Below are 16,497 nucleotides of genomic sequence, written 5' to 3' on the forward strand. Positions count from 1 at the left end.
CCGGCGACCCCCCACCCCCACCTACACCTGGAGAACCATGGGCAAGAGCAGCGAGAAGAAGCAGGGCAAGTCCCTGCCGAACACAGTGATCGGCATCGATATCGGCGGCACCGGCATCAAGGGTGGCATCGTCGACCTGGTCGAGGGTGAGATCGTTGGGGAACGCTTCCGCGTGCCCACCCCGCAGCCCTCCACTCCTGAAGCCGTCGCCGAAGTCGTGGCGCAGATTGTCGCTGAGTTGTCGACCCGGCCCAGCGCACCCGGCCCAGAGGTGCCGGTCGGTGTCACCTTCCCGGCCATCATCCAGCACGGCATCGCCCGTTCCGCAGCCAACGTGGACCAGAGCTGGGTCGACACCGACGTCGACGGCCTCTTCAGCAAAGTGCTGGACCGCGATGTGCACGTCATCAACGACGCCGACGCAGCCGGTCTCGCCGAGGTGCGGTACGGGGCTGGCAAGGGGGTGGACGGCACTGTTCTGGTCATTACCCTGGGGACCGGGATCGGTTCGGCGTTCATCTTTGACGGGAAGCTGGTACCTAACGCCGAGCTCGGGCACCTCGAGATTGACGGGTACGACGCCGAAACCCGGGCCTCAGCAGTCGCCCGCGAACGTGACGGCATTGACTGGGACGAGTACTCGGTCCGCCTGCAACGGTACTTTTCGCATGTCGAGTTCCTCTTCTCACCGGAGCTGTTTATTGTCGGTGGCGGCATTTCCAAGCGCAGCAAGGAGTACCTGCCCGGACTGAACCTGCGCACCCGCATCATCCCGGCCCAGCTGAGGAACCAGGCGGGCATCGTGGGCGCCGCACTGCAGGCAGCACTGCACTTCAAGCGCCTGGCGAAACTGGCCGCAGCAGTCCCCGACGCGTAACCATCGCGGCGGTGTCGTCGGGTGACCGTCGACGAAGCCGCGATGGTCTGTGAGTGGTGCCGGTGGTGGCGTCGGCTTCCCCTCCGCAGCCACCACCGGAGCTTGTGTTACTGCGCGGTCAACGGCCTTTGGGTGCCCGTCGGCGCAGTTGGCGCTTCGCCCGCTTCGCGGCGCAGTTTCGCGATAGCCGTCTCGAAGTCCTCGAGGGAATCGAATCCCCGGTACACGCTGGCGAACCGGAGGTAGGCGACCTGATCCAGCTTCTGCAGCGGACCCAGGATTGCCAGACCCACCTCGTGGGCATCGATTTCCGCGGCCCCACTGGCCCGGATCGATTCTTCGACTTCCTGCGCGAGCAGCGCGAGGTCGTCTTCGGTCACCGGACGTCCCTGACAGGCTTTCCGTGCACCGTTGATCACCTTGCTGCGGCTGAAGGGCTCCCCGACGCCCGAGCGTTTGATCACGCTGAGGCTTGTCGTCTCAACGGTGGTGAATCGCCGTCCGCACTCCGGACATTGACGACGCCGGCGGATTGCCGAACCATCGTCGGCCAGGCGACTGTCGACCACCCGTGAATCGGCGTTACGGCAGAAGGGACAAAACATGCCGCGCCTTTCGATCAGTGGGGACAGCAGCCGGGCTACCGTGTGGAACACCACCATTCTAGAACTAGATATGGGAAAACTACAACAGTGTCATTACTACATGTAGTGGTTTCAGTGGAACCGGGCGGTGACGGCATCACCGTGGGCTGGTAGGTCCTCCGCGGTGGCCAGGCTGGTGATGTGCTGGCTCACTTCCTCGAGAGCCGACCGGTTGTAGTTGATCAGCTGCACCGCCTTCAGGAAGGTAGTGACGTTCAGGCCTGAAGCGAAGGATGCGGTCCCGCCGGTGGGCAGGACGTGATTCGACCCGGCGCAGTAGTCGCCCAGGCTCACCGGGCTGTAGTCCCCCACAAACACGGCACCGGCGTTACGAATCCGGCTGGCCACCAGAGCGGCGTCGGCTGTCTGAATCTCCAGGTGCTCTGCCGCATACGCGTCGCAGACAGCGATGCCGTGCTCGACGTCGTCCACCAGGATGGTGCCCGACTGCTGACCTGCGAGAGCCTCGCGCACCCGGTCGGCGTGTTTTGTGGTCGCGATCTGCGCCGACAGGTGGCCCCGGACACGAGCGGCAAGGTCTTCGGAGTCGGTGATCAGAACCGACGCAGCGTTGGGGTCGTGTTCGGCCTGGCTGATCAGGTCTGCGGCAATCAGCCGCGGATCCGCGGTGTTGTCAGCCAGTATGGCGATCTCAGTGGTGCCAGCCTCGGAATCAATCCCGACGGTCCCCTTGAGCAGCCGCTTGGCGGTCGCGACATAAATGTTGCCCGGACCCGTCACCACGTCCACCCGGTCGATAGCGTCGTCGCCCTCGCCGCCGTCCACCCCATAGGCAAATGCTGCGATGGCCTGCGCGCCGCCGATGGCGTACACCTCGGTAATGCCCAACATCTCGGCCGCCGCGAGAATAACCGGGTGCGGGAGCCCTCCGAATTCCTTCTGTGGCGGGGAGGCGAGAGCAATCGATTCGACTCCGGCCGCCTGTGCCGGCACCACATTCATCACTACAGAGGACGGGTAGACAGCCAATCCGCCCGGAACATAGAGGCCCACGCGGCGGACCGCTATCCATTTGTGCGTCACGACGGCGCCCGGGGAGATTTCCACCTCGACGTCGTCGGGAACCTGCGCGGCGGCGAAGCGGCGGGCACGATCGATCGACTCGGCCAGGGCCAACCGTACATCCGGAGCGAGTTCGGCCAGGGCCTTGGTCAGGGCCTCCCGCGGAACCCGCGGAGAGGCCTGCTCGACCCCGTCGAACCTCAGCGCGAGCTCGGTCAGCGCGACCAGGCCGCGTTCCCGCACATCGGCGAGGATCGCTGCGACCGGGGCCTCAACGCCGGAGCCTCCCATTTCCGGTCGTGGCATCACTGCGCTGAGAGCCGCGCCGGTAAGGGCACTGCCTCGCAGATCGATGGTCCGGAAGTCAGCGAAAGAGTCGGCCGAGGGCTGTTGGGCGAGCGAAATATTCACGCTCCAAGTCTAGCGGGCAGCTCAGGACAACCCCGCTGATGCCCGGGCGTCGACCAACATTTCATGAAGGTCGCACCCGGTGGTCCGTCCTCAGATGGCGGTCCTCGGAGCGGTGCCTTCCGTGCCGGATTCCCGAAGCGCCTTGCGTTCCCGCGCCTTGTCCAGGGCATTGATCATGGGTGCGGCGGTGACGCCGTGAAGGAGGATCGACATGACGATGACCAAGCCGACAATGCGCCATAGGGTCTCATCCTCGCTCGCGAACTCGCCCTTGGAGAGGGCGTAGCTGAGGTAGTAGATGGAACCGATACCGCGGACGCCGAAGAAGGAAATGACGGCGCGTTCCCAGGGCCCGGTGCTGCCTCGTGCGAGGCTGATCCACGCCGCGATGGGCCGCACCAGCAGGAGGAAGGCGAGCGCAACAAGGATTTCGCTGAGGGTGACTCCTGCCAGAAGTCCCCTTGCCACGGCGCCGCCCAGTAGGACGAGCACCACCACTGTGAGTAGCCGTTCGAGCTGCTCGATGTAGCTGTGCAGCACTCCGTGGAACCCGTGCGTCTGTTCGCCTGAGCGGATAGTCACGGCGCAGACGAAGACGGCAATGAACCCGTATCCTTCGACCATTTCGGTGACCCCGTAGGTGAGGAAGGTGGCTGCGAGAGCAACAAAGCCCTCGGAGTGACTGGCCAGCCGGGCGCTCTCGATTCGGGACTGGAAGAAGATCCTGCTCAGCAGCTTGCCCATTCCGAAGCCCAGTAGGCATCCAATGGCTATCCGCCAGACCACGTCCAGGGCGACAAACTCGGGGAACCACGCCGAAGGCGAACTACCCACCAGGCTGATGGCGATGGCGAGATAAACGAACGGGAAGGCAAGGCCGTCGTTGAGCCCGGCCTCGGAGGTAAGCCCGAATCGCACCTCATCCTCGCCTTCGAGTTCTTCCTCCGTTTCGGAGGGCGCTCCGACCTGCACTTCCGATGCCAGCACCGGATCCGTGGGCGCCAGGGCCGCCGCGACGAGGATCGCTCCAGCCAGCCCGAGGCCGAGCACCCACATTCCGAGCAGCGTGAAAACGATCAAACACAGCGGCATCGCGATCCCGAGCAACCGCCAGGTGGTGGCCCAACGCTTTAGTCCCACTTTTCGGTCCAGGGCTAGCCCCGCCCCCATGAGGGACACGATCACGCAAATCTCACTCAGGTGAATTGTCACATCGCTGTACGCAATCGGGTCCGGGTCCGGCAGCCCTTCGGCGAAATAGAACACCACGAAGCCGGCGGCAAGGAACATCATTGGCATCGAGACCGGGGCCCGCAGCAGCAAACGTGGCAGCAACGCGGCTGCGAAGACAGCAATCCCGGCGGCAGCGAATATCACACTCGGTGTTTCAAACACCGGTACCTCTTTCGTTATGCGAACTAGTGCACCCTGTGTGAACCACGCAAGAGTAGGTTACGCCGAATCGGCACTGCACGTGACGAGCGCCTAGCTTCTGCCTTTCCCGCGATGCTGGGCCGCACCCTGGGGGTGCCGGCCGCCAGAGTGCGAGAGAGGCTAGTTGTTTTTACCGCGGGCGGCAACCCGCCAGCGGTCGACGACGACGCCGCTGCTCAGTACTGTCACCTCGTCCACGAGGTTCATGGTTAGGCACACATGGTTGGGAATCACCCGCAACCGCTCGCCCAGGGTTGGCAGTTGTGCACCGTCGGGCCAGCTGACCGTGGCATGGTGCTCGGACAGTGCGCTAATACGGGCTTCGGGATGGTCCGCGAGCCGCCCGAACCCGGTGGCCCAGGCTGGGCGGTCACTGCCGATCACCTTGCTGCCAGCATCCAGGATGACTCTGCGTGGCGCGTGAGCGTCACCTTCATGGCGGCTGACAACAGTTGACGCGATAGTCAAAGCAATATCGTCCAGGGTGCACCGCCCCAGCTCCAGCTGTTGAGCGTCTCCGAAGACATACACTCCGGGTCGGACCTCGGTTGCCGCTGATGTGCGTGTGAGGGTAGCCGTCGGGGTCGACCCGCCGCTAATCCGGGAGACCTCGAACCCCGCGGCCCCGACCAGCCGGGCTGCTTCCGCGAGCGCTTCTTGTTCCTGATCGGCTGCGCTTACTGGCATACCCGGCGCATAGCTATGCCCAGGGAAGGTGAAGACCCCCGACACCCTTAGCCCGGCCTCGGCCGCCGAACGAGCGACCTCAACCGCTGCCGATGGGCTCACCCCGCTGCGATGGTGACCGCTGTCTATCTCCACCAGGACTTCGATCCTGTCCGCAGCACCCGAAAGCGCCTTGCCCATCGCGCGAGTGGCTTCGACTGAATCCGTCCCGACGGCGACCCGTGCGGTGGCGCTGAGTTGAATCAGTCGGCGGGCATGATGGGGAGTGACCCAGAGCGGATAGGCGATGAAGAGGTCCGTCGCACCATGGTCCACAAAGATTTCAGCTTCCCCGATGGTCGCTACCGTCAGACCCACCGCACCCGCGGCCAGCTGTAGTGCGGCAATCTGCGGGATCTTGTGGGTCTTCACATGCGGTCGAAGACCCATCCCCTTGCCTTGCACCACCGTGGCCATCCGATCGATGTTGCGCTGGAGGGTGTCCAGGTCAATCATGACCTCTGGGGTCTCAATACCTTCCGGCACAGGATTAATCATTCCTCCATAGTCCCCTGCCCTCCCCCACATGCGTGCGTGGGCTCGAGGCATTCTCGTCAGGACCCGGCTGATGGTTGTCCTCGACACCACCACTGTCACGATCGCGGCAGGACTCCTTGCGGGTTTATCGCGGGTTGCGCTACGGTCGGCGCAGCCTCGTCAGAACGGCCGCGTTGGCTGTCCTGAGTGTCGCCGTCGACCCCTGGCAGGAAGGTAGAAGCCCAATGTCGCTTGTTCGTGTTCACAATTTTTCTGTCTCGATCGATGGATTCGGCACGGGCGAGGGGCAACAACTGGACGCGTCTTTCGGGCATGCCGGGACGCGCTTGCTTGAATGGGCCCTCCCGACACGCACTTTCCAGCACTTGGGTTTCCACGGCGAGGAACGGGGCTCCAACGGTGTCGACGAAGTCTTCGCCAGCCAATGGGCCTCCGGCATCGGAGTCGAAATCATGGGCCGGAACAAGTTCGGGCCTCAGCGCGGCCCGTGGGCCGACGAACAGTGGAAGGGTTGGTGGGGAGACAATCCGCCCTTCCACACCCCTGTAGTTGTCCTGACTCACCACTTACGTCCGACACTGGCCATGGACGGCGGCACCACATTCCACTTTGTGGACGCCGAGCCTGCCGAAGCGCTCGAACAGGCTCGCACCCTCTCCGGCGATCTCGATGTGCGAATCGGCGGTGGCGCCGCCACCGTCCGGCAGTTCCTTGAAGCCGATCTGGTCGACCAAATGCACCTGGTTCTTGTCCCGATCTTCCTTGGCCGGGGGGAACGGCTGTGGGACTCCCTCGAAGGGCTCGAGGAACGCTTCCACATTGAGGCAGCGCCCTCCCCCAGCGGTGTCATCCATCTGACCTTCGACCGACGTCCGGGACCCCCAAGTGAGCGGTGACCATGGTCATCACCTGTTAGCGCGCCAATGACCCTGCGGCGGGCCCACATAGTTCCCGGTCAGAGCCATACTTCGCAGTGTTTCCCTGTCCTCGGGTGGGCAATGGATCCGCGCGGTAATTAGGGCACGGAGTTGGGGTTTCCGGCTTGGTTTAGCTTTCGCCCCTTGTGGAGCCCAACTTCGAACGAGGTGAAGGAGATGAGGGTTACCGCGATCAATGGCAGTACGAACCAGGCCATGGCAGCGGTGAATCCGCCGAGCGCGTCGTGTGCTGTAGCGGCCAGCACAACGTAACCGGTGTAGGCGAGGTATAGCCCCACGAACAGAATGCCTTCCCAGCGTGCTACGGCAAATCCGGTGAATGCGATGGGCAGCAAGGCTACTGAAGCCGCCAGCATTACCGGCATATCGAACGCGACCGCGGCAGTGGCCACGGTAATGCCTTCAAGAGAGATCAGTGCCGGAAGACCGAGGACCACCCCGATGTTGAATATGTTGCTGCCCACCACGTTACCGACGGCCAGGTCCCGTTCACCTCGCCGTACCGCGATGATCGATGTTGCCAGTTCTGGCAGTGACGTTCCGACTGCCACTACGGTCAACCCGACCACGAGACTGCTCACGCCCAACGAGGAGGCGATGCTCACTGCACCGTCAACAAGCAACGAAGCACCAGCGACCAGTAGGGCCACCCCCAGCAGGACGAGCAGGAGCGATCTTACGAAGGAGTCGGCGCGCACCACCGTTTCCTTTTCCTCCGCTTGTTCTTTGGTCGAGTCAGCGGTGGTTGGGGTGTTATGCAAGTTCGGTGTGGTGTGAAGGCTTTTGACCTCCCGTCGACTGACGAGAATGGTCATCACAGTGTGCACCACAACGACACTGAACAGGAGCAGCCCATCCAGGGCGCTGATACTCCCATCCAGTGATAAGAGCAGCAGACCGGCAGATAGGCCAACCATTAGGGGCAGATCGAAGCGCACCAACCGTTGCTTCACGGCAATGGGCAGAATTAAGGCGGATATTCCCAGAATGAGCAGGACGTTGACGATGTTACTGCCGACCACGTTCCCCACTGCGAGGCCCGGTTCATCGCGGATCACGGCACCGATGGTCACGGCCAACTCCGGTGCTGAGGTTGCCGCCGATACGACAGTGAGCCCGACCACCAGCGCAGAAATTCCCGCACGTCGGGCCAGCGATGACGCTCCCCGAACCAGAAATTCTCCCCCCAGAACGAGCAACACCAGGCCGACCACGATCCGTCCGACGTCAAGAGCATCCATGGGTAAAAGTGTACGGGGCTACCTACGGCTAGCTGCCGGAAGGGTTCAAAAGGGCCAGGACATTGCTTCGAGGTTGATTCAGGTCAAGGGTTGCAGTACTCGCAGAAGCGCGGGTCGGCTCGGGGTGGGTCAGTCAGCTCGCGAGTGCAGCGGTACTCACAGCTGATGCACCCATAGATGACGGCGCGGGTTTCGCTTGTGGGTTCACCGCAGCTGGAGCACTTCAGCCCTGAAACTCGCTCCACTTTCCAGAATCCTGGGCTGGCGCACTCCGGGCATCTGGAGCGAACCCGCTGCGAAAGATCTTCCGCAGCGAGGCGGATAGTTTCCATACGAGTAGGATTGGCGCAAGCACGCATATCTGTCTCCAGAAAGACCTGCCCTTCCCCCGATTGGGCCTGAGCGGCCGAAAAGGCCAGCTCCAGCTCGGTCCAGTTGGATAGTCCCTTACGAAAGGCGGGGTCCTGCTCGCCGTCCGGTCGAACAACTAAGTGATGGTCAGGAAACTTGGATCTACAGGCAAACCCGCGGGCCTCCGCCCAGTCCGCGGTCAGCAGATGAGAGAAATTCGTCTTACCTTGGGCCATGGCGACAATCTCCAGCTCACGGCCTGTGTCGATCCATAGGATGAGTTCAATATTCCAGGGAAACATTCCGAGGTAGGGATCTGTTGCAAATGAGCCCTCGCTGGCGATACCAATTGGCAGTCCCGACAATTTCATGCCCATCTGCGCCTTCCTGCGTGCAGCCTCCAACTGTGTTCCGGCGCGCGGAATGTCACGGGTGAAAGTACCGAGCAGATCAGTATCGTAGCCTGCAACATGTTCAACCCGGCAACCAAGCGCATCGTCTAGCACCGGGCCGATGACCCGCTCCTTGCCATGCTGGGTAAGTAGAGCTATCCGTTCACCCGGATACATGGGGAGCGGCATTGGTGTGCCGACATGGATAGCGGGCATTTGCAACCTCTCCGTGGACGACCTCAGACAGGAAGGATAGGTGCCCTTCTTGGCTGGGTCTTCCGTCACTTAATACATGAAGTATAGTTCAGGAATAGAATTCCGGAGACGATGAGGAGCCGTCATGGTGTCTTCGGTGTTCATCCCACACGCCAGCGCACAGACAGCGAATTTTCACCAATGCCGACGTTTGTGCAGCAGCAAGAAAGGCCAACGTGATAGATCCCATCATCCTTTTCTTCCTGCTCGGCGCAGTGGCGGGACTCCTGCGTTCGGAGTTGCGCCTACCGGCAGCAGTTTACGATTTCATCAGCATTGTGTTGCTGCTATCCATCGGCCTCAAAGGCGGTATAGAGCTCGCCAGACAGCCCTTCGTCACTCTGCTGCCGCAGATGCTCGCCGTTGTTGCGCTGGGGTTCCTTCTCTCGCTGGTTGCCTTCCCCACACTCCGCTATCTGGGTCGCTTCAACCGAGCAGATTCCGCTTCCATCGCAGCCCACTATGGCTCAGTGAGTGTGGGTACTTATGCGGTGGCCGTCGCTTACCTGGGTAGCCGCGAGATTGCATTCGAAGAGCACATGCCGTTGCTCCTGGTGTTGATGGAAGTGCCAGCCATCATTGTGGGAATCATTCTGGCTCGAGGCCTCTCCCGCGAAACCAGGTGGAAATCAATTGGCCATGAGGTTTTCCTTGGGAAAAGCGTGGTGTTGCTCCTGGGTGGGCTTCTCATCGGATGGCTGGCGGGCCCGGATGGGCTCTCTTCGATTGAGCCGTTCTTTTTTGACCTTTTCAAGGGATTCTTGGCCCTTTTCCTGCTTGAGATGGGGCTCATCACGGCGACGCAGATCGGCAGCCTACGCAAGCACGGAATTTTTCTCATCGCCTTTGGAATAGTCATGCCACTCTTTTCCGGCCTGGTCGGGACCGGGCTCGGCTGGGCTTTGGGCCTCTCCATCGGTGGAACCATGGTTCTTGCCACACTAGCGGCAAGTGCGTCGTACATCGCGGCGCCAGCGGCCATGCGCATTTCAGTTCCCGAAGCCAACCCAACCCTTTCGCTGGCCGCCTCGCTGGGGATAACGTTCCCGTTCAACGTACTGATCGGAATTCCGATCTACTACACGATGGCCGTGTGGGCACATACTGCTCTCGCTGGAGGATGAGACTGATGCAAAACCGAACAACTAAGCTGCTAACAATCATCACCGAATCGGTGCTTGAAACCACACTCGCGCGCGAGCTCGACCGACTGAATGCTCGCGGCTACACCATCACCGACGCGCGAGGGAAAGGCCACCACGGCGTGCGTAACGCCGGCTGGGAACCGAGCAGCAACATCCGCATCGAGGTGGCATGCGATGAAGCGACGGCCGGGGCGATCGCCGGGTTTCTCGAAAAAAACTATTCCGACAACTACGCAATGATCTTGTTCACGAGCGACATCGAAGTCCTGCGTTTGAACAGACCGCCCAGCACCGCCACGTGAGAAACTCCGGCCGTTAAAGCCAAGCAGCGCGACAGCCGGGCCGAAACGCCGTGATCCGCCAGCTATGACACAGGCATAGTCTTCTGCCCCACCATGATCGCGGCACCAACCAGGAGCTTGACCTAGCCCAGCCAAGCCCGAGAACGCCCCACAAGGGCACAGCTAACCGAACCGTCCCGTGAATCAAGCCGCCTGCTTGTTGGCGATGAGGAATATTCGGACAACCGATCCACTGTCCTGCGCCCTGCACGCTGACGGAGGTCGGGAGGACACTGCATGGGCATCGTCGCGATCTTTTTTTACAGAAAATAGCGGCATGAAACCCGGGCTTCATTTATGCAGTTGGTTCCTTTACTGGTGACTTTTGCCAAGGCCACCTGCCGGTAATCTCGAGTTCAAGCGAGAAGCTGAGGAATGTTCGGATCAGGACGATCAGACCCAGCACGCCGACTGATTCGAAAGTGGGGGTTACTGCAACGGTCCGAATGATGTCCGCTGCTACCAGCAGCTCCAGGCCGAGAAGAATGGATCTTCCCAGTCTTCGGCGGTAAGTCTCGTAGGTCTTGTGGCCTTCGTTTTTTCGCCGTCGCAGCAGGGCGCCAGCGGCAATCAGGCTCGCAGCAATGATGCCGATCACTATCGCGGCGACACCGGCCGCGTCGACCGCTTTACCAATCCCTTCCATCACTTCCTTGAATTCCACTCTGCTGCACCTGCCTTTTATGTCGGAGAACCGCGCTGAGGTTCATCGTGAGGACACTCTGAGCCGTTCTGAAGTTAGTTGCAACGACCGCTGGTGACGCGTGTCAGTCGGACTCGTGCCGGAAGGACGTTCCTTCCGTGGGCGCGGCGTCGTCGTTCCGTCGGCGTACCACGAGCCATTGGGTCACAACGATGATCAGCGCGACGACGGCGGTGATTATCAGGGTGAATGGGTCTGATTGCGCTTTGAGAAGGATGAAGGGTATCAGGACGGCGACGTCGAGGACGATCGCTACCCAGGGGATCCAGGTTTTGGCTTCGACGTCGTCCTTCAGGTGCCGGATGATGCCCCAGTGGATGGCGATGTCCATGACCAGGTAGAGGATCGCGCCGAGGGAGGCGATCTGGGAGAGGTCGAAGAAGGCGGCCATGAGGATGGCTAGTCCGGCGGTGATGTATAGCGACTGGTGTCCCTCTTTGCCGGGCAGGCCGGGGGCCTGGCCCATGTCACGGAGCATGTCGTAGAGTTTCGAAACTGAGAACAGGCTGGCGACTAGCCCCGAAAGGGTAGCGACCACCGCGATCGCCACGGTCAGGCCCACCCCCCATGACCCGAACGCCGGCTCCGCTGCTTCAGCGAGAGCGTAGTCGCGGGCCTCCACGATCTGAGGGACGGTGAGGCTCCCGGTGACCGCGACGGTAATCATCAGATAGAGCACGGTGCACAGGCTGATGGCGATCATGATGGACCGTCCAATGTTGCGTTTGGGATCACGCAGGTCCCCACCCTGGTTGGTGATGGTGGTGAATCCCTTATACGCCAGAATGCACAGTGCGACCGCGCCCAGAAATCCCAGGAGCCCTGCATCCGGTGGTGTGCGGTCTGTGGTGGTGAACAGGTCCCCCAGGGAGGAGAGACCGGCGGTGAGGATCCCGGCAACGGCTAGGACCGCGATGCCAATAATCTTGATCGCTGCGGTGACCGTAGCGGAGCGTTCCACCAGCGTGTTGCCTACCAGGTTCACTATTGCTGCGCCCGCAATGGCGATCACCGCCAGGACCGGCACCCACAGCGTAGAGTCCTGCAGTCCGAAGGGACGCAGCAGATAGGTTCCAAAGGTGCGCCCAAGAAGGCTTTCGGCCAGGATCATCGACACGTACATGAATAACGAGAACGAGCCGGCAACCACCCCGGGGCCGTAGGCGGCCTTGAGCAGCATGGCGATGCCGCCGGAAGATGGATTCTTTGCGGAGTAGCGGATGTAGGAGTAGGAGCTGAACCCCACGACCACGGCGCCGGCGAAGAACGCCCACGGTACCCAGCCGCCGGCCAGTTCGGCCACCTGGCCAACGAGCGCGAAGATACCCGCCCCAATCATGACCCCGGTCCCCAGGGCCACAGAACCGGTCAACGACAGTTTCTGCTCATTCTTCGATGATGATTCGGCTTCCATGCGGTCATCCTTTCGCGTCATGCCTGCACCTAGTTTCTTTACGACTGTTCAGCTGGGCTTGCGTGTGGCGGGGAAGGCATGGCCCAAAGGATCCCGTTGAGTCCCCAGCCGAGGATAGTGACGAAGAGTAACACCCGTGACGAATCTGGTCAGCACCAATTCGATAGGTGGCATAAAGAGTCGGGGGTTCTCTCCCAGATCGAGGCTGTACTACTTTGTCGAAGAGATTCTAGTCGGTAGCAAGGGATGCGGCGCTGGCAGCTTCCAGGTATGCCTGCTCTTCCCAGTCCTCGAATGCATCATCGTCGAGGTCTACTTGTAGGTCTTGTTCCACGGTCGCTGGATAGAATTCTTCGTGCACCTCACCAATCACCCCTACCGGCATTCCTGGGGCAAGTTCAGGAAGGTCCTCCTGGTGTATCACCAGCAACGGCTTGATAATGACTGCATCGATGTCGACGACATCCTCTTCAGGTGGAACCGTGTTGCTTACAAGGGTAAACATGTTGGGGGAAATCACCTCTCCGACGATGGCGGCAATGGTAACTTCCTCGCCAACATAGAACTCCAGGTCGTCGAAAAACGCGGTGTCGTAAACCCCCGTGTAATCGGCGTAGGGCTGAGCTGGCTCGGACACTTCCTCTAGTACTTCATCGGTTTCCGCCGTCTCCTCATTGACGAGGCTCGGCAGGTCATCGTCGGGACCTGCGCACCCGTTTAGCATGAACAATGTGACGGGGAGGATAGCTATCACAGCCGCTCTGCGCAGCGTTTGCCTACTTCGGCTGTCCATCATGGCTCCTGTTCTCGAGTTGAGAGGTTTCCATCCACTCTGTCTGTAGAGCTCACATCGGTCAAGGAACGCTGTCCGCTGGACGTCCGTGCGGAATCGAAGCGTGCGGAATCGAAGGGAGTCACAGCCCGGCTCCTTACTCTTTGCAAGATCACACTTCGGCGGGGCCGGGGATAAGAAGGGTTACGGTCCGATAACTGGGGTAGAAATGCGATACAAAGCTTGCTTACGGTCGAAGGGACGCAGCCAGTACAGTCCCATCACATGCGAGGACCGGTCGCGTCACGGGCCCCGCTGAAGGAGGAATGATGACTACCCAGCAGAATAACCGGTGGATGCGCAAAGTGGCTTTCGCCGCGGTGATCCCATTCGCCGCACTAGGTTTTGTGGCTTGTGGGGATGAAACCCTCGTCGAGGAAGCTGAAGAGGAAGGCCCCGCCGCCGTAGCCGCCATCCTCGGTGAACCGGTGACGTTGCAGACCGAGGTACAGGAAGTTGTGGGCTCTAACGTCTTCACAGTCGGAGATGGTGACACTCTCATTCTCGGAACCGGAATGACCGACGATCTCGAAGAGGGAGATGAAGTGCAGGTCACCGGTGAGGTGCGCAACTTCATCCTCACTGACTTAGAGTCAGAAGGCTTCGATTTTGATGACGACGAGGCGACCTACGTCATCGATTACGAACAAGAGCTCGTCGTCGTTGCCGACGATGTGGAAGAACTACCCTAGGTGACCACACACGATGGTTGATCCCCCGAACACGCCCTTACCCGTACACATTTCCGGGTAGCGAAGTGGAAGATGGTGGGATGGGCACTCAGGATTCGCAGCGATTGAGACGGCGCACGTCCGCAAGACTGCCACTTGGCGGATCATCGACGCTGGAGGCGCCGATCCGGTTCAGGGCTTTCCGGGTGGGCCTGCTCGGGGCACTCGGGGTTGGCGTGGGGCTGGTGATCTGGGGGATGGTTTCCACCCTTTCCACGGTCCTCATCTATGTGGGTCTGGCCCTCTTCATCGTCTTGGGTATGGACCCGCTCATCAGCTGGCTTCAGCGCATTGGACTTCCCCGGCCAGCAGCGGTCGCCGCCGTCTTCATCGGCGCAGCGGGGTCAGTCACGGGAGTGCTCTACTGGATCATTCCGGTGCTGATCGTCGATCTTGTGGGGCTGATTCGGTCGACGCCGTCGATCATTAACTCGGTGAGGGAATCCGAGTGGTTCGAAACGGTGCAGAATCTAGTGGTCGACTTCATCGATCTGGAGTCGCTCGTCACCGTCATTTCATCTTTCCTCAGCGACCCTCAAAACCTGATTACGGTCGGCGGAGGAGTACTCGATCTGGGGGCGGGTATCGCTGGCGGGATCACTGGGGTCATCATCGTGCTGGTGCTGTCACTGTACTTCGCCTTGTCCCTGGGACGAGTCAAAGCGGGTCTTTACCAGCTGATCCCGGCCAGCAAGCGTCCCGGTTTCATCGAGGTAGCCGAGGACATCGCAACATCGATCGGCCGCTACATTTTCGGTCAGTTCATGCTGTCGCTGATGAACGGGGTTTTGTCCGCGATTTTCCTGTCCATGATTGGTGCCCCAAGCCCTCTGCTGCTGGCGTTGATCGCCTTTGTTGGCTCCGCAATTCCGATGGTGGGAACCATCGCGTCGTCGATCATCATCACGCTCGTGTGTCTGAGCGCCTCACCCGAAACCGCTTTGGCAGCGGGCATCTATTACCTGATCTACATGCAAGTCGAGGCATACATCCTCACCCCACGCATCATGGACACCATGGTGAAAATCCCCGGCTCACTTGTCGTCATCGCAGTAATCGCCGGGGCAGCGCTGGGCGGCATTATCGGCGCCCTGGTCGCAGTGCCGGTGGCGGCGTCGGCAGTCATCATTACGCGTCAAGTAGTGGTTCCGCGCCAGAACCTCCGCTGACACCACACTCCGAAACACGCGCAGAATAATCTGGGGTCAGCACGAAATCCCATGCAGGCGGCGAATCACAGTCGCGTTACAATCCGGCCGGGAGGTTACGATCAGCCATATCCAGAGGAATTTCGCCCCGGACCGGTGCCAAAACCAACATAATGAAGTGATGGCTTCCAAACAAATCAAAGAATCGACCAATCAAGCCACCCCGCGAGGCTGGGTCATCATTGCGGGGTTCATCCTCACCGTGGTGCTAGCCACCGTCAACTGGCTGCAGCTGGCATCCCTGGAGAGGGCCCTCGGAGGTGTTTCGGTTCCCGAAACACAGCTGTTCGGGTATGGCGTCGGCTACGTCGAAGTTATTCACTCCCAGATGACCGATGAACTCCTTGAACGTTACGGCGCCTCCCATTACCTCTGGGACGTACTATTCTCCCTAGCCTTCGCTCTCACTCTGATAATGCTCGCGCGAAGGATCGCACGAGGGCGGAAGATCCTTTGGCTGCTCATGCTGGTCCCAGTTCTGTTCGCAGCGGTGAACATCGCAGAAAACCTTGTCCTTGAGGCCCTCATGGGATCGGACCAGATCACCTCACAGGCAGTCATGGTCGCGTCAACCCTGACGGTGCTCAAAACAATCTTGTTCGTGCTCAGCCTAGCCACCGCGTTACTCACGCTCGGCACACGACCCCGACGCCAAAGCAGATAACGAAACACACACGGCAGGCGCGTCCAGACAAAGCTCACCGACCCTTCCACGAACCGTGCCGATAGCGCCACATCACCGGAACAAACCCTGTGATGGCGCGTCGCAAGAAGGCGGAAGGAGAAATGAAGGTGAGGACCCGTCAACCGAAAGTGTTGTCTTACCGGCTGCGCACAGGTTTCGTTCAGGTAATTCCTTGCAGGTGTGCAAGGTTCTGTCAGCGCCCTCTCTGACTTTGAACATTATGGCTACCTAGCCTGAGAGAATGACTGCCCCTCTGGAGCTAGGAAAAGACCATGACTCGACTCGGTAACATCCGTATTGGGATGACAGTGCTGGACCGGACCGGGGCCATCATTGGTGTGGTGAAGGCACTGGAGTTACCTGAAGGAGTCAAACCATCACCGAATCTGACCTTGGACGATGGTGCAAGAAGTCGGCAGCTGTTGGCGGCAGGCGCCACGGGTGCTCGCCGAACGGCGTCGCCGGTCCGTAAGGGGTATCTCTTGATTGCCACCGAGGCCGAAGAGGATGTCGTTGAGTCACTTGAATCCATCGCTGGCACTGCGGTTCATTTGTCGGTGGCCCGACGAATTGAGCAAATTTAGCGGGCTAGCGGCGGCTCTCTGGCGAAGGCCTGACCCCGTCAATCGGAAGCAGCATTGTAACAAC

17 protein-coding genes are annotated in these 16,497 nt (G+C 60.6%); 8 read left to right on the top strand and 9 right to left on the bottom strand.

The annotated features are described in order from the left end of the window. Positions 1-37: 37 nt before the first annotated feature. Positions 38-877: a polyphosphate--glucose phosphotransferase gene (gene ppgK / locus ACX80Z_RS07645; RefSeq protein WP_459315458.1), complete on the top strand. Its 840-nt coding sequence runs from the start codon at positions 38-40 to the stop codon at positions 875-877. A gap of 107 nt (positions 878-984) precedes the next feature. Here ppgK and nrdR read toward each other — a convergent pair whose 3' ends face one another. The 4 genes from nrdR to ACX80Z_RS07665 all read right to left on the bottom strand — a co-directional run bounded on the left by nrdR (position 985) and on the right by ACX80Z_RS07665 (position 5,613). After that, positions 985-1,482, bottom strand: a complete 498-nt coding sequence (gene nrdR, locus ACX80Z_RS07650) for a transcriptional regulator NrdR (RefSeq protein ID WP_019481308.1) — start codon at positions 1,480-1,482, stop codon at positions 985-987. Positions 1,483-1,593: 111 nt separating this feature from the next. After that, the gene (hisD, locus tag ACX80Z_RS07655) at positions 1,594-2,955 is read right to left on the bottom strand and encodes a histidinol dehydrogenase (protein WP_459315459.1); all 1,362 of its coding nucleotides are present in this window, start codon (positions 2,953-2,955) and stop codon (positions 1,594-1,596) included. A 90-nt stretch (positions 2,956-3,045) separates the two neighbouring features. Then, positions 3,046-4,350, bottom strand: coding sequence for a cation:proton antiporter (locus ACX80Z_RS07660; RefSeq protein ID WP_026040871.1), 1,305 nt, complete (start codon positions 4,348-4,350; stop codon positions 3,046-3,048). Between the two features lie 159 nt (positions 4,351-4,509). Then, positions 4,510-5,613 (bottom strand): D-TA family PLP-dependent enzyme, encoded by a 1,104-nt coding sequence (locus ACX80Z_RS07665; protein WP_459315460.1) that lies wholly within the window; start codon positions 5,611-5,613, stop codon positions 4,510-4,512. A gap of 224 nt (positions 5,614-5,837) precedes the next feature. Here ACX80Z_RS07665 and ACX80Z_RS07670 point away from each other — a divergent pair, with 224 nt between their 5' ends. Next, entirely contained in the window at positions 5,838-6,509 is a 672-nt protein-coding gene (locus ACX80Z_RS07670; RefSeq protein ID WP_459315461.1) for a dihydrofolate reductase family protein, read from the top strand. 119 nt (positions 6,510-6,628) lie between these two features. Here the strand turns inward: ACX80Z_RS07670 and ACX80Z_RS07675 are convergent, their stop codons facing one another. After that, on the bottom strand, positions 6,629-7,792 hold the full coding sequence (locus ACX80Z_RS07675; RefSeq protein WP_019481313.1) for a calcium/sodium antiporter: 1,164 nt from the start codon (positions 7,790-7,792) through the stop codon (positions 6,629-6,631). Positions 7,793-7,875: 83 nt separating this feature from the next. After that, on the bottom strand, positions 7,876-8,751 hold the full coding sequence (locus tag ACX80Z_RS07680) for a DUF6671 family protein (RefSeq protein WP_459315462.1): 876 nt from the start codon (positions 8,749-8,751) through the stop codon (positions 7,876-7,878). Positions 8,752-8,966: 215 nt separating this feature from the next. Here ACX80Z_RS07680 and ACX80Z_RS07685 point away from each other — a divergent pair, with 215 nt between their 5' ends. Next, positions 8,967-9,914: a sodium-dependent bicarbonate transport family permease gene (locus tag ACX80Z_RS07685; protein WP_459315463.1), complete on the top strand. Its 948-nt coding sequence runs from the start codon at positions 8,967-8,969 to the stop codon at positions 9,912-9,914. 5 nt (positions 9,915-9,919) lie between these two features. Continuing rightward, a complete protein-coding gene (locus ACX80Z_RS07690) occupies positions 9,920-10,237 on the top strand; it encodes a P-II family nitrogen regulator (RefSeq protein ID WP_019481316.1) in 318 nt (105 codons plus the stop codon). A gap of 334 nt (positions 10,238-10,571) precedes the next feature. Here the strand turns inward: ACX80Z_RS07690 and ACX80Z_RS07695 are convergent, their stop codons facing one another. The 3 genes from ACX80Z_RS07695 to ACX80Z_RS07705 all read right to left on the bottom strand — a co-directional run bounded on the left by ACX80Z_RS07695 (position 10,572) and on the right by ACX80Z_RS07705 (position 13,189). Continuing rightward, entirely contained in the window at positions 10,572-10,940 is a 369-nt protein-coding gene (locus ACX80Z_RS07695) for a DUF1622 domain-containing protein (RefSeq protein ID WP_459315464.1), read from the bottom strand. A gap of 103 nt (positions 10,941-11,043) precedes the next feature. Then, positions 11,044-12,393 carry an APC family permease gene (locus tag ACX80Z_RS07700; protein ID WP_459315465.1) on the bottom strand — a complete coding sequence of 450 codons (1,350 nt, stop codon included), beginning with the start codon at positions 12,391-12,393 and terminating at the stop codon, positions 11,044-11,046. Between the two features lie 229 nt (positions 12,394-12,622). Beyond that, positions 12,623-13,189: a hypothetical protein gene (locus ACX80Z_RS07705; protein ID WP_459315466.1), complete on the bottom strand. Its 567-nt coding sequence runs from the start codon at positions 13,187-13,189 to the stop codon at positions 12,623-12,625. A 305-nt stretch (positions 13,190-13,494) separates the two neighbouring features. Between ACX80Z_RS07705 and ACX80Z_RS07710 the strand changes: the two genes are divergently transcribed. From ACX80Z_RS07710 to ACX80Z_RS07725, 4 genes are all read left to right on the top strand, one after another. After that, positions 13,495-13,917, top strand: a complete 423-nt coding sequence (locus ACX80Z_RS07710) for a hypothetical protein (RefSeq protein WP_459315467.1) — start codon at positions 13,495-13,497, stop codon at positions 13,915-13,917. A gap of 80 nt (positions 13,918-13,997) precedes the next feature. Then, positions 13,998-15,125 (top strand): AI-2E family transporter, encoded by a 1,128-nt coding sequence (locus tag ACX80Z_RS07715; RefSeq protein WP_459315468.1) that lies wholly within the window; start codon positions 13,998-14,000, stop codon positions 15,123-15,125. A 160-nt stretch (positions 15,126-15,285) separates the two neighbouring features. Next, a complete protein-coding gene (locus ACX80Z_RS07720; protein WP_459315469.1) occupies positions 15,286-15,828 on the top strand; it encodes a hypothetical protein in 543 nt (180 codons plus the stop codon). Between the two features lie 293 nt (positions 15,829-16,121). Beyond that, positions 16,122-16,433, top strand: a complete 312-nt coding sequence (locus tag ACX80Z_RS07725; protein WP_459315470.1) for a hypothetical protein — start codon at positions 16,122-16,124, stop codon at positions 16,431-16,433. Positions 16,434-16,497 lie beyond the last annotated feature (64 nt).

The sequence above is a fragment of the Arthrobacter sp. TMT4-20 genome, from assembly GCF_054510775.1.

Coding starts and splice junctions, on each gene's coding strand:
- ACX80Z_RS07670 (WP_459315461.1), top strand. CDS start 5,838: ATGTCGCTTGTTCGTGTTCACAATTTTTCTGTCTCGATCGATGGATTC.
- ACX80Z_RS07705 (WP_459315466.1), bottom strand. CDS start 13,189: ATGATGGACAGCCGAAGTAGGCAAACGCTGCGCAGAGCGGCTGTGATA.
- ACX80Z_RS07680 (WP_459315462.1), bottom strand. CDS start 8,751: ATGCCCGCTATCCATGTCGGCACACCAATGCCGCTCCCCATGTATCCG.
- ACX80Z_RS07665 (WP_459315460.1), bottom strand. CDS start 5,613: ATGATTAATCCTGTGCCGGAAGGTATTGAGACCCCAGAGGTCATGATT.
- ACX80Z_RS07715 (WP_459315468.1), top strand. CDS start 13,998: ATGGGCACTCAGGATTCGCAGCGATTGAGACGGCGCACGTCCGCAAGA.
- ACX80Z_RS07700 (WP_459315465.1), bottom strand. CDS start 12,393: ATGGAAGCCGAATCATCATCGAAGAATGAGCAGAAACTGTCGTTGACC.
- ppgK (WP_459315458.1), top strand. CDS start 38: ATGGGCAAGAGCAGCGAGAAGAAGCAGGGCAAGTCCCTGCCGAACACA.
- ACX80Z_RS07690 (WP_019481316.1), top strand. CDS start 9,920: ATGCAAAACCGAACAACTAAGCTGCTAACAATCATCACCGAATCGGTG.
- ACX80Z_RS07725 (WP_459315470.1), top strand. CDS start 16,122: ATGACTCGACTCGGTAACATCCGTATTGGGATGACAGTGCTGGACCGG.
- nrdR (WP_019481308.1), bottom strand. CDS start 1,482: ATGTTTTGTCCCTTCTGCCGTAACGCCGATTCACGGGTGGTCGACAGT.
- ACX80Z_RS07675 (WP_019481313.1), bottom strand. CDS start 7,792: ATGGATGCTCTTGACGTCGGACGGATCGTGGTCGGCCTGGTGTTGCTC.
- ACX80Z_RS07720 (WP_459315469.1), top strand. CDS start 15,286: ATGGCTTCCAAACAAATCAAAGAATCGACCAATCAAGCCACCCCGCGA.
- ACX80Z_RS07710 (WP_459315467.1), top strand. CDS start 13,495: ATGACTACCCAGCAGAATAACCGGTGGATGCGCAAAGTGGCTTTCGCC.